Below are 11,353 nucleotides of genomic sequence, written 5' to 3'. Positions count from 1 at the left end.
GTGCTTTCGAGCGTCATGGCGGTGACCGGCGCGCCAGGAACGAGCGATTGGTGCCGCCACCGACGGCTGTGCAGCGTGCAGCCGTCGGCAGCGGCCGAGCACCGAGCATTAATTCTTCGGCGCGGCCTCGCCCTGCTCGCCCTTCGGTCCGGCCGTGCCGGCATCGCCCTTCGGGCCTGGCTCGCCTTTCGGCCCGGCGGGGCCGGTGTCACCCTTCGGGCCTGCGGGGCCCGCAGGTCCGGCCGGACCAGCAGCACCCGCATCACCCTTCGGTCCGGCGGGGCCTTGCGGGCCGGCGGGACCAGCGGCACCAGCCTCGCCCTTCGCGCCACGCGTCCCGCAATTGGCGACGATCAAATCCTTGGCCATCTCCTCGCCGGCCTTGAGATCGAGCTTGCAGGTTTCGGGCAGATAGCTGAGCGAGAAGCGGAAGCGACGCGAGGACGAACTCTTGACCTTGTCGCCGGTGCCGACGACTTCGACCTCCTGCCCCGGCTTGGTGGTCTTGCCGGTGATCACCAGCTTGCCGCTCTGGATCGCCACCGTGTCGAGATCGAGCGCCTGCGCATGTGCCGACGTCATCACCACGATCGCAGCCCCAGCAATGATGGATCCTCGCAACATCCAGTTCCCCTCTCTGGCTCGTGGCGCTTTGCAATATGCCGCCCTGCCACCCGTCGCAGACCGTCCGCGACCTCCCGAAGCATAACCCAACATGCGTCGTCGCATAGCCGGCACTCTGTGACATTTTTGCCCCCAGCTCGGTTCCGCCGCGGCTTGCCGGGCCAGCCGCCCGGGCGCTAGAACGCCGTTGCGAACAAAGCAGGAATCTGGGAGCGTCGGCCTTCATTCTGACCGACGCTGATTCGTGCCCGCCATCGCGCCCTATCTTGAAAGCCTCAATCCGGAGCAGCGCTGCGCCGTCGAGCATGGCGTCGGCGCGCCGTCGTACCCGCCGCTGCTGGTGATCGCCGGCGCCGGCAGCGGCAAGACCAACACGTTGGCACACCGCGTCGCGCATCTGGTGCTGAACGGCGCAGATCCGCATCGCATCCTGCTGATGACCTTCTCGCGCCGCGCCTCCGCCGAAATGACGCGGCGGGTCGAGCGCATCGCCCGCAAGGTGATGGGCGACCGCGCCGGTGCGCTCAACGGCGCGCTGAGCTGGGCCGGCACCTTCCACGGCATCGGTGCGCGGCTGCTACGCGAGCACGCCGAGCGCATCGGGCTCGATCCGGCCTTCACGATCCACGATCGCGAAGACTCCGCCGACCTGATGAATCTGGTTCGCCACGATCTCGGCTTCTCCAAGACCGAGAGCCGGTTTCCGACCAAGGGCACTTGCCTGTCGATCTACTCGCGCTGCGTCAATGCCTCGCTCGCGCTCGATCAGGTGCTCGGCGCCAACTATCCGTGGTGCGCAGGCTGGGCGGGCGAGCTGAAGCAGTTATTCGCCGGCTATGTCGACGCCAAGCAGCGCCACAACGTGCTCGATTACGATGATCTGCTGCTGTACTGGGCGCAGACCATGGCCGAGCCTGAGCTGGCCGAGGAGATCGGCGGCCGGTTCGACCACGTGCTGGTCGACGAGTATCAGGACACGAACGCGCTGCAGGCGCAGGTGCTGCTCGGGCTCAAGCCCGACGGGCATGGCCTGACCGTGGTCGGCGACGATGCCCAGGCGATCTATTCGTTTCGCGCCGCCACGGTGCGCAACATCCTCGACTTTCCGAAAGCCTTCAGTCCGCCGGCCCGCCTGATCACGCTCGACCGCAATTATCGCTCGACGCAGGCGATCCTTGGCGCCGCCAACGCGGTGATCGATCTTGCCCGCGAGCGCTTCACCAAGAACCTCTGGACCGACCGCGCGATCGGCTCGCCGCCGCAGCTCGTCGGCGTCCGCGACGAGGCCGACCAGGCGCGCTACATCGTCGAGCGCGTGCTCGACAATCGCGAAGGCGGCGCGACGCTGAAGCAGCAGGCGGTGCTGTTTCGCACCTCGTCGCATTCGGCGCCGCTCGAGCTCGAGCTGACCCGCCGCAACATCCCGTTTGTCAAGTTCGGCGGCCTGAAGTTTCTCGACGCTGCCCACGTCAAGGACATGCTGGCGCTGCTGCGCTTCGTGCAAAATCCGCGCGACCGCGTTGCCGGCTTCCGCGTGCTGCTGCTGATGCAGGGCGTCGGCCCGGCGTCGGCGCAGAAGGTGCTGGATGCGATCGGCTCCGCGGCCGATCCGCTCGCCGCCCTCGCCGATCTGCCGGCGCCGCCGCGCGCCGGCGACTGGCGCGGCTTCGTCGACGCGGTCGGCACGTTGCGCGACGGCGCCGGCTGGCCGAACGAAATCGAATACGCGCGGCAATGGTACGAGCCGCATCTCGACCGCATTCATGACGATGCCGAAGCGCGCCGGGCCGATCTGGTGCAGCTGGCGCAGATCGCCTCGGGCTATCCGTCCCGCGAGCGCTTCCTCACCGAACTGACGCTCGATCCGCCGGACGCCACGTCCGACCAGGCCGGCGTGCCGATGCTCGACGAGGACTACCTGATCCTGTCGACCATCCACTCCGCCAAGGGCCAGGAATGGAAGTCGGTGTTCGTGCTCAACGTGGTAGATGGCTGCATGCCGTCCGACCTCGGCACCGGCACCTCGGCCGAGATCGAGGAAGAGCGCCGCCTGCTCTACGTGGCGATGACGCGGGCCAAGGACGACCTGCATCTGGTCGTGCCGCAGCGGTTCTTCACCCACGGCCAGGCCGCAATGGGCGACCGCCACGTCTACGCATCGCGCAGCCGCTTCATCCCCGACCGCCTGCTCGGCGCGTTCGAGCGGGTGAACTGGCCCAAGGCCACCGCCTCCCCCGGCTACCCGACCCGCAAGGCCCCGCCGATCGACATCGGCGCCCGGATGCGCGGCATGTGGCGCTGAATGCTACCGCCGCCTGACCGCATCATCGATTGATTGAGGCGACGCTGTCTTCTGAAGTGCGGAGTTCGTCATCTTGAGGTGCGCGTAGCGCGCCGCGAAGGATGGGGCCCAGCGGGTCCCCAGGAGGACGACGGTAATTCTATCAAAAGCAGACCCACTGTGAGAATTGATCCTGATCAATTGCTCGGCCATGCAGGGCCTCAGACACTATTCAACGAGTCGGGGGTATCTGGATGGCATCGATTTTCATTTTTCTCGCCGCGGCGCTCGGTGCTGCGGCCGCCGTATTTCACACGGCACACGGTCAGCTCTATTACGGCACGCCCTGGGCCACACGCGTCTGCGGCGTCTCGCAAATGTTGTGCAACAACCCGGACTATTTGGCTTATGCGGCGGGTGGCTGTTTGATCGTCGGGCTGGGCTTCGCACTCGGCCGCGCGCTCAGCTGATCGCGGCGCCACAACTCAAGTGCAACGTCAGCAACGACTGCGATGTGCTTCAGATTCCTGAGATTCAGGCCGCCGTCGTAATCGCGCCGCCGGCGGTGTTGTCGACGATGACCGGACTGTCGAACCACGCGATCACCGGCTCGGCGCCATACAGCTGCGCAACCCGCGTCCGCCATTCGCCGGCGTAGACCGCCTCGGCCGCCTGCCGCGACTCCCACAGATACACGCCGCCGGCACTGCGGCCGTCCTCGGCGCGGATGTAGTACTTGCGGATCAGCCCCGGCATCTTTTGATACTTGGGTGCGCTGCCCTTAAACCGCTGCGCCGCGTCCTCGAGGCTGATCGGCTCTGACAGAGCGAACTGCACGATGGTGGTGATCATCGATTTCTCCTGATTGTCAGGTCAGCGGCCGCGAAACCGCGGCGTGCGGCGCTGCAGGAACGCGGCGACGCCTTCCTTGTGGTCCTGGCTCATGCCCGCCAGGGCGAACTGGTCGAGGTCCATGTGGCTGGCCAAGTCGTCGAGCGCATGCGCCAGCCGGTTGACGGTCAGCTTGGTCATCGCCACCGACATCGGCGGCTGCGCCGCGACCTTCTCGGCGAGCGCCATCGCCCCCGCCAGCGCCTGCCCCGGTTCGGCGAGGTGCTCGACCAGTCCCCATGCGGAGGCCTCGTCCGCGCCGATCCGGTCGTCGGCCAGGATCACCGCCTGCTTGGTCCGCGCCGGCCCCATGAGATGCAGCATGCGCGGCACGCTCTGCCAGCTCATGTTCATGCCGAGCCCGATCTCCGGCACGCGAATGTGCGCATCGCGCGCCATCACCCGGAAATCCAGCGCCACGGCCAGCGCGATGCCGCCGCCGACGCAGAAGCCTTCGATCGCCGCGATCGTGACCTGTTCCATCTCCTGCCAGGCGCGCGTCAATCGCGGCCCTAGCTTGAGATGTCGGCGCAGCGCGCCGAGGTCCATCTCGGCGCGGCCGCGGCCTTCCGCGTCCTTGAGGTCGAAGCCGGCGCTGAACGCCTTGGCGCCGCCGGTGAGCACCACCACCGAGGTGTCGCCGTCATCCTCGAAGCTGCGCGCTGCCTCGGTCAGTTGCCGCATCGCCTCGGGCGACAGCGCGTTGATGCCATCGCGGCGATCGAACCGAACGACCGCGACGCGGCCCTCCGGGCCGAGCCCACGCTCAATGCTCACGAAATCGGTCACGCTGCCTCCCGGTCGTCGTTCTTGATTGCCCGAAGACTAACAGCTTCCCGGCTCGACAGCGCGACATTTTCCCCTCTATGTTGCGTCGCATGAGCAGCCAGCCCGACGCGCATGCGCACCATCATCATCACGACCACGATCATTCCGAACTGTCGGAAACCGAGCTGCGGGTCCGCGCGCTCGAAACCATTCTGACCGAGAAGGGCTACGTCGATCCCGCGGCGCTCGACGTGCTGATCGAGACCTACGAAACCAAGGTCGGGCCGCGCAACGGCGCGCGCGTCGTCGCCAAGGCCTGGAGCGATCCGGCCTATCGCGAGCGGTTGCTGAAGGATGCCACCGCTGCGATCGCCGAGCTCGGCTACAGCGGTCGCCAGGGCGAGCACATCGTCGCGGTCGAAAACACACCGGCGACCCACAACATGGTCGTGTGCACGCTGTGCTCCTGTTATCCGTGGTCGGTGCTCGGCCTGCCGCCGGTCTGGTACAAATCCGCGCCGTATCGGTCGCGGACCGTCAAGGAGCCGCGCGCGGTGCTGGCCGATTTCGGCGTCACGTTGCCGGGCGACACCGCGATCCGCGTTTGGGATTCGACTGCCGAGATCCGCTATTTGGTGGTGCCGATGCGGCCCGAGGGCACTGACGGTTTCGCCGAAGACCGCCTCGCCGATCTCGTCACACGCGACAGCATGATCGGCACCGGCCTCGCCCGCTCGCCAGCGGAGACGGCGTGATGGACGGCGCGCACGACATGGGCGGGATGGACGGCTTCGGCCCCGTCATCCCCGAACCCAACGAGCCGGCGTTTCATGACGCCTGGGAGCGCCGCGCCTTCGCGCTGACGCTGGCGATGGCGCGGCCCGGGGGCTGGAATCTGGATATGACGCGGTTCGCCCGCGAGAACCGCTCGCCGGCCGACTATCTGTCCAAGAGCTACTACCAGATCTGGATCGCCGGGCTGGAACGGCTGATGGCGGAGCGCGATCTGGTCGCTCCGGACGAGGTCGCCGAGGGCCGACCGCTGCATCCCCGCCGCGACGTCGCGGCGCTTGCGGCCGAAGAGGTCGGCCCGATGCTGGCGCGCGGCGGCCCCACGGAACGGCCGGCCGCGGCCCTTGCGCGGTTCAAAGTCGGCGACCGCGTCCGCGCCAAGACGATGCATCCGCGCACCCACACGCGGCTGCCGCGCTATGTCCGCGGCCATGTCGGTGTGATCGAACTGCTGCACGGCGCGCACGTATTCCCCGACGCCAATGCGCTCGGCCAGGGTGAGCAGCCGCAATGGCTGTACACCGTGACGTTCGACGGCCGCCAGATCTGGGGCGACGCGGCCGAGCCGTCGCTGCGCGTCTCGGTCGACGCCTGGGACAGCTATCTGGAGCCGGCGTGATGACGCCCGACGCCCGCGCCGCGGCCCTGGCATCCGACGCCCTGCCCGATCTGCCGCGCGATCACGACGGCCCGGTGTTCCGCGAGCCGTGGGAGGCGCACGCCTTCGCCATGGCGGTGACGCTGCACGCGCGCGGGCTGTTCACCTGGCCCGAATGGGCCGCAGCGCTCGCCGAGGAAATCACCCGCGCGCAGCAGCGCGGCGATCCCGACACCGGCGAGACGTACTACCAGCACTGGCTCGCGACTTTGGAACGCATGATCGCCGCCAAGGGCGTCGCCAGTCGGGAAACCCAGATGCAGTATCGCGATGCCTGGGACCGCGCCGCCGACCGCACGCCGCACGGCCAGCCGATCGCGCTGGTGCCGGACGATTTCTGCAAGCCCCATTGAGTTCCGCGCTTGCTTCAAATCGAGCGATCCACGGGAGGCGCCGTTAACTTTGCTGTTCCAAAAATCGTGCAGACTGGACAAGATCAACGCCAAATTTGAGTTGATCCGTCACTCTGCCGCATTGCGCGGCTTTGGTCGTCCAACGGCGTGGTGAGTTGAGGGTCGATGTTGCCGATCGAAGCGTGCGAGCGATCCGCCGAGTGGGCGGCGGAAGCGACCGGCCGTTACATCGCAGACTGCACCCACGACATCGGCTCCTTCCTGGCCCGCGCCGCGGCGCTGGAACCTGAAGGCGTCCTGACGCCATTCCAATCGCCGCGCTGGCTCGACGCCTGGCTTAACGTGCTCGGGCCGGCGGCCGATCTCGAACCGTTGCTCATCACCGTCCGCGACAACCGGCGCGGCGAGATCGCGATGCTGCTGCCGCTGGTGCTGCGGCGGTTCTACGGCGTCAGCCTGATCGAATTCGCCGATTTGTCGGTTTCCGATTACGCGTTTCCGCTGCTCGGCCCGGCCGCGCCATCGACGCCTGAAGCTGCGGCCGAAGCGTTCGAAGCTGTCGCCGCCGTGCTGCCGCCGGCCGATGTGCTGCGTGTCCGCAACCTTCCGCTCGCCGTCGGCAGGCGCCTCAATCCGCTGGCGCTGCTGCCGGACACCTCGCGTGGTTCGGTCCGCAATGTCATGACGCTGCCCGCGAGCTGGGACGACTATCTCGCCGCCCGCCCCCGCAAGTTTCGCAAGGCGCTGCGACAGCATCACCGCGCGTTCGACGTCCACGGCGGCTTCACGGTGCGCATGATCACCGATCAAGCCGAAGCGGACCATTTGCTCGACAGCCTCGACAGCCTGCAGCGCGCCAGGATCGCGGCGCGCGGCAAGCGCTACGTGCTCGACCGCCCGGTCTATTCGGACTTCTACCGCGCCGTGCTGGCACAGCGTTCCGATCCGGGTTTTGCGATGCTCTCGGTGCTTGAGTCCGGCGGCACCGTGGTGGCGATCGCCTACAGCCTGCTGCATCAGCAGACCTGCACGACGGTCCGGCTGGCGCATCTTGGCGAGCAATGGAGCCGTTGCTCGCCGGGCATCGTGCTGGCGACCGAACTCATTCGCTGGTTGATCGACAACGGCGTGCGCCGTTTCGATCTCGGCGCCGGTGGCTACGACTACAAGAAGCGCCTTGGCTGCGAGGCGGAGCCGTTGCTGACGCTGGAACGGCCGATGAGCGTGAAAGGCCGGATGGCGCTGTCGGCGTGGAACACATTTGCGGGACGCCGCTCGCTGATTCAGTCGCTGACCGCCAGGCCGTCGTAGAGCAGCTTCTTGAACGCCGGCCCGACCCGGCCGCGTTCGGTCTCTGTCTGCTCCATCAGGATGGTGATCAGCCCGAGCTTGCGATCGACGCCGAAATACGTGCCGGCGCCGCCGTCCCATTTCAGCTCGCCGAGCGAACCCGGCGGCGGTGGTTTCGCCTCGCCCGGATCGGTGCGGACCGCGAATCCGTAGCCGTAACCGAAGCCGTCCCCCGGGAAATAGAAGTAATCGCGCTCGACGCCCGAGTCCGGGCCGATATGGTCGGTGGTCATCGCGGTGAACGCCGCCGGATTGCCATTCCGGATGCCCGGCAGCTTGCGGGTGGCGATCTCGTTATTGAAGTAAGCGGTGACGGATTTGAACCGACCCTGCGCTGGAGTGGTCGCATCCGGATCGCAGTCCGCCGCCGCGACCGGCGCGCCCGTCAAGCAGACCAGCGCAAGCGCCGTAGTAGCGAGACGCGGCAGTGCGCAAGACTGCAACCGAGAAGACGACAAGTGATCCCTTGCGCTCGCCGATGCTGCAGCGATCATCGCGAGCAGCGCGCCCGAAATCTATCATGCGCAAGTGTGAGGCAGATGACGCCTGGGCCGGCTACGTGCGCGCCTGATACTCACGCCAGCCTTTGGCCCGCAACGCACAGGCGGGGCATTCGCCGCAGCCATAGCCCCAATCGTGCCGCGCACCGCGTTCGCCGAGATAGCAGGTGTGCGAATGCTCGCGGATCAGGTCGACCAGTGCGGTGCCGCCGAGATCGTGGGCCAGTTGCCAGGTGTCGGCCTTGTCGCGCCACATCAGCGGCGTGTGCAGCTCGACCTCGCGCGCCATGCCGAGGCTGATCGCGCCCTGCAGCGCCTGGATGGTGTCGTTGCGGCAATCCGGATAGCCGGAGTAGTCGGTCTCGCACATGCCGCCGACGATGTCGGCGATGCCGCGGCGATAGGCCAGCGCCGCCGCGAAGGTCAGGAAGATCAGGTTGCGACCGGGCACGAACGTATTGGGCAGGCCGTCGGCCCCCATGGCGATTTCGACGTCGCGCGTCAGTGCGGTGTCGGAGATCGCGCTCAGAGTCGGGATCGCCAGCGTGTGGCTGTCGCCGAGTTTGGCGGCCCAATCCGGATTGATGGCGCGGAAGCCGTCGAGCAGTCTGTCGCGGCAATCGAGTTCGACGGCGTGGCGCTGGCCGTAGTCGAAGCCGATGGTCTCGACACGGGCGAACCGCGCCAGCGCCCAGGCGAGGCACGTCGCGGAATCCTGCCCGCCGGAGAACAGCACCAGCGCGGTCTTGTCGGATGGAAGGTCGGTCATACGGCTGCCTCTAGCACTGTGCAACGCCGCCGCCAAATCACGTGGATTTTTGCTGGGCCGCGCCGCGTGGTTGCGGCATAGGAAGGCCCAGCCGCCTCATACCGGACCCTGCCATGACCCCTTCCCGCGACATCTCCCGCCTGATCGAGATCATGGCCCAGCTGCGCACGCCGGGCACCGGCTGCCCGTGGGACCTCGAGCAGGATTTCGCGACGATCGCGCCCTACACCATCGAGGAGGCGTTCGAGGTCGCCGAGGCGATCGCCCAGGGCGATCTCGAGGACCTGCGCGACGAGCTCGGCGACCTGCTGCTGCAGGTGGTGTTTCACTCCCGGATCGCCGAGGAGCGCGGCGCTTTCGCGTTCGGCGACGTGGTCGAGGCGGTCACCCGCAAGATGATCCGCCGCCATCCGCATGTGTTCGCCGACGCCGACGGCAACATCGCGCCGTCGCATGTCGAGGGCGTCTGGGACCAGATCAAGGCCGAGGAGAAGGCCGAGCGTGCCGCCCGCCGTGGCGGCGTCGAGCCTCCGCCAAGTTCGGTGCTCGCCGGCGTCAAGGCCGGGCAGCCGGCGCTGTCGCGCGCCATGGAGCTGCAGCGCAAGGCGTCCAAGGTCGGGTTCGACTGGAACGACCCGCGCGAGGTGCTGAAGAAAATCCGCGAGGAAGCCGACGAGATCGAGGCCGCGCTCGACCGCGGCGACAAGACCGAGATGGCGCAGGAGACCGGCGACCTGATGTTCGCGCTGGTCAATCTCGCCCGCCACACCGGTGCCGACCCGGAAATGGCGCTGCGCGGCACCAACGCCAAGTTCGAACGCCGCTTCCACTACATCGAACGCGCCCTCGCCGACCGCGGCCAGTCGCCGGAAACCGCCTCGCTGGCCGAGATGGATGCGCTGTGGAACGAGGCCAAGCTCGCCGAAACCGCCGACAAACCGAGATAAAGCTGCCCGGGCCGGTTCCGGTCGAGCCTGCGACACCCTATCTTCAGCCCTGGTGAAACCAGCAAAGGAGGCGGCGCAGGCGCCATGCTATCGGTGGAATTGGCAATCGTGGTGACGCTCATCGTCGCCAACGGATTGCTCGCGATGTCTGAGCTGGCGATCGTCTCCTCCCGTCCGGCCCGGCTGGCCCTGCTGGCGCAAAAGAACGTCCGCGGTGCCAAGCAGGCGCTGAAGCTGTCCGAGGACCCGGGCAAGTTTCTGTCGACCGTGCAGATCGGCATCACGCTGGTCGGCGTGCTGTCCGGTGCATTCTCGGGTGCCACGCTCGGCCAGCGGCTGACCGAGTACCTGACCACGCTGTCGGTGCCGTTCGCCGACATTCTCGGCTTCGGCCTGGTGGTGGCGCTGATCACTTACGCGACGCTGATCGTCGGCGAGCTGGTGCCCAAGCAGGTCGCGCTGCGCAATCCCGAAGCCGTTGCCGCCAAGGTCGCGCCGGCGATGGCGCTGATCGCCAAGGTTTCGCGGCCCTTGGTGTTCGTGCTCGATTTCTCCGGCAAGGCGATCCTCAGCCTGCTCGGTCAGAGCGGCGTGATGCAGGACAAGATCTCCGAGGAGGAGATCCACAATCTGGTGATGGAGGCGGAGACGGCCGGCGTGCTCGAACCCGGCGAGCGCGAGATGATCGCCGGCGTGATGCGGCTCGGCGACCGGCCGGTCGGCGCGGTGATGACGCCGCGGCCGGAGGTCGATCTGGTCGACCTCGGCGACTCGCTGGAGGATATCCGCGAGGCGTTCCTCAGCAGCCCGCATTCGCGCCTGCCGGTGACCGATGGCGAGCGCGACGATCCGATCGGCATCATCCAGGCCAAGGACATGCTCGAAGTCTATCTGCGCGGCGACAAGCCGGACTTGCGCGCGCTGGTGCGCGATGCGCCCGTGATCCCCTCCTCGGCCGACGCCCGCGACGTGCTGGCGACGCTGCGGCAGTCCTCGGTGCACATGGCGCTGGTCTATGACGAATTCGGCGCGTTCGAGGGCGTCGTCACCACCGCCGACATTCTGGAGTCGATCGTCGGCGCGTTCGGCAACGAGGAAGGCCCACCCGAGCCCGCCGCGGTGCGCCGCGAGGACGGCTCCTACCTGATCGCCGGCTGGATGCCGGTCGACGAGTTCGGCGACCTGCTGCCGGTGTCGATCCCGCCGCATCGCGACTACCACACCGTCGCCGGCCTGGTGCTGCAGCACTACGGCGCACTACCCAGCATCGGCGACAAGTTCGAGTATCAGGGCTGGCAGATCGAGATCCTCGATCTCGACGGCCGGCGCATCGACAAGATCCTGGCGACCCGGATCGCCGACGTCGAGGCGGCGGCGTGACGACTGGCTGAGCGTTCCGTCATTCCGGGGCGGGGGCCCC

Annotated in this window: 12 protein-coding genes and 1 pseudogene; 8 read left to right on the top strand and 5 right to left on the bottom strand. The window is 67.6% G+C overall.

What is annotated here, in order from left to right; genetic code table 11:
* Positions 1-108: 108 nt before the first annotated feature.
* Complete coding sequence (locus LPW26_RS06775; protein ID WP_238733679.1) at positions 109-624, bottom strand: collagen-like triple helix repeat-containing protein; 516 nt, start codon at positions 622-624, stop codon at positions 109-111.
* 253 nt (positions 625-877) lie between these two features.
* Between LPW26_RS06775 and LPW26_RS06770 the strand changes: the two genes are divergently transcribed.
* Together LPW26_RS06770 and LPW26_RS06765 are read left to right on the top strand one after the other, a co-directional pair.
* Complete coding sequence (locus tag LPW26_RS06770) at positions 878-2,926, top strand: ATP-dependent helicase (RefSeq protein WP_238733919.1); 2,049 nt, start codon at positions 878-880, stop codon at positions 2,924-2,926.
* Between the two features lie 233 nt (positions 2,927-3,159).
* The gene (locus LPW26_RS06765) at positions 3,160-3,375 is read left to right on the top strand and encodes a hypothetical protein (RefSeq protein ID WP_238733678.1); all 216 of its coding nucleotides are present in this window, start codon (positions 3,160-3,162) and stop codon (positions 3,373-3,375) included.
* Between the two features lie 64 nt (positions 3,376-3,439).
* On the opposite strand, the gene LPW26_RS06760 is transcribed toward LPW26_RS06765, so the two are convergent.
* Positions 3,440-3,757 (bottom strand): YdhR family protein, encoded by a 318-nt coding sequence (locus tag LPW26_RS06760; RefSeq protein WP_238733676.1) that lies wholly within the window; start codon positions 3,755-3,757, stop codon positions 3,440-3,442.
* Between the two features lie 21 nt (positions 3,758-3,778).
* Entirely contained in the window at positions 3,779-4,585 is an 807-nt protein-coding gene (locus LPW26_RS06755; RefSeq protein ID WP_238733675.1) for an enoyl-CoA hydratase/isomerase family protein, read from the bottom strand.
* Positions 4,586-4,674: 89 nt separating this feature from the next.
* Here LPW26_RS06755 and nthA point away from each other — a divergent pair, with 89 nt between their 5' ends.
* From nthA to LPW26_RS06735, 4 genes are all read left to right on the top strand, one after another.
* Positions 4,675-5,319: a nitrile hydratase subunit alpha gene (gene nthA / locus LPW26_RS06750; RefSeq protein WP_238733674.1), complete on the top strand. Its 645-nt coding sequence runs from the start codon at positions 4,675-4,677 to the stop codon at positions 5,317-5,319.
* Positions 5,319-5,975, top strand: a complete 657-nt coding sequence (nthB, locus tag LPW26_RS06745) for a nitrile hydratase subunit beta (protein ID WP_238733673.1) — start codon at positions 5,319-5,321, stop codon at positions 5,973-5,975. Before nthA ends, nthB begins: the two co-directional genes overlap by 1 nt.
* On the top strand, positions 5,975-6,367 hold the full coding sequence (locus tag LPW26_RS06740) for a nitrile hydratase accessory protein (protein ID WP_238733672.1): 393 nt from the start codon (positions 5,975-5,977) through the stop codon (positions 6,365-6,367). Before nthB ends, LPW26_RS06740 begins: the two co-directional genes overlap by 1 nt.
* 165 nt (positions 6,368-6,532) lie before the next feature.
* Positions 6,533-7,678: a GNAT family N-acetyltransferase gene (locus tag LPW26_RS06735; RefSeq protein ID WP_238733670.1), complete on the top strand. Its 1,146-nt coding sequence runs from the start codon at positions 6,533-6,535 to the stop codon at positions 7,676-7,678.
* Here the strand turns inward: LPW26_RS06735 and LPW26_RS06730 are convergent.
* Both LPW26_RS06730 and queC read right to left on the bottom strand, forming a co-directional pair.
* Positions 7,651-7,986 (bottom strand): annotated as a pseudogene (locus LPW26_RS06730) (serine hydrolase); the annotation flags it as partial. The gene LPW26_RS06735 and the pseudogene LPW26_RS06730 overlap by 28 nt on opposite strands.
* 286 nt (positions 7,987-8,272) lie before the next feature.
* The gene (gene queC, locus LPW26_RS06725) at positions 8,273-8,986 is read right to left on the bottom strand and encodes a 7-cyano-7-deazaguanine synthase QueC (RefSeq protein WP_238733667.1); all 714 of its coding nucleotides are present in this window, start codon (positions 8,984-8,986) and stop codon (positions 8,273-8,275) included.
* Between the two features lie 113 nt (positions 8,987-9,099).
* On the opposite strand from queC, the gene mazG reads away from it, so the two are divergent.
* Both mazG and LPW26_RS06715 read left to right on the top strand, forming a co-directional pair.
* Positions 9,100-9,933 (top strand): nucleoside triphosphate pyrophosphohydrolase, encoded by an 834-nt coding sequence (gene mazG / locus LPW26_RS06720; protein WP_238733665.1) that lies wholly within the window; start codon positions 9,100-9,102, stop codon positions 9,931-9,933.
* An 84-nt stretch (positions 9,934-10,017) separates the two neighbouring features.
* Positions 10,018-11,313 carry a hemolysin family protein gene (locus LPW26_RS06715; RefSeq protein ID WP_238733663.1) on the top strand — a complete coding sequence of 432 codons (1,296 nt, stop codon included), beginning with the start codon at positions 10,018-10,020 and terminating at the stop codon, positions 11,311-11,313.
* Positions 11,314-11,353: the final 40 nt, after the last annotated feature.

The organism is Rhodopseudomonas infernalis, assembly GCF_022271405.1.
Lineage (GTDB): Bacteria > Pseudomonadota > Alphaproteobacteria > Rhizobiales > Xanthobacteraceae > Rhodopseudomonas > Rhodopseudomonas infernalis.
This window is presented reverse-complemented; position numbering and strand designations above follow the sequence as displayed.

Coding starts and splice junctions, on each gene's coding strand:
- LPW26_RS06775 (WP_238733679.1), bottom strand. CDS start 624: ATGTTGCGAGGATCCATCATTGCTGGGGCTGCGATCGTGGTGATGACG.
- LPW26_RS06765 (WP_238733678.1), top strand. CDS start 3,160: ATGGCATCGATTTTCATTTTTCTCGCCGCGGCGCTCGGTGCTGCGGCC.
- LPW26_RS06760 (WP_238733676.1), bottom strand. CDS start 3,757: ATGATCACCACCATCGTGCAGTTCGCTCTGTCAGAGCCGATCAGCCTC.
- nthA (WP_238733674.1), top strand. CDS start 4,675: ATGAGCAGCCAGCCCGACGCGCATGCGCACCATCATCATCACGACCAC.
- nthB (WP_238733673.1), top strand. CDS start 5,319: ATGGACGGCGCGCACGACATGGGCGGGATGGACGGCTTCGGCCCCGTC.
- LPW26_RS06740 (WP_238733672.1), top strand. CDS start 5,975: ATGACGCCCGACGCCCGCGCCGCGGCCCTGGCATCCGACGCCCTGCCC.
- LPW26_RS06735 (WP_238733670.1), top strand. CDS start 6,533: ATGTTGCCGATCGAAGCGTGCGAGCGATCCGCCGAGTGGGCGGCGGAA.
- queC (WP_238733667.1), bottom strand. CDS start 8,986: ATGACCGACCTTCCATCCGACAAGACCGCGCTGGTGCTGTTCTCCGGC.
- mazG (WP_238733665.1), top strand. CDS start 9,100: ATGACCCCTTCCCGCGACATCTCCCGCCTGATCGAGATCATGGCCCAG.
- LPW26_RS06715 (WP_238733663.1), top strand. CDS start 10,018: ATGCTATCGGTGGAATTGGCAATCGTGGTGACGCTCATCGTCGCCAAC.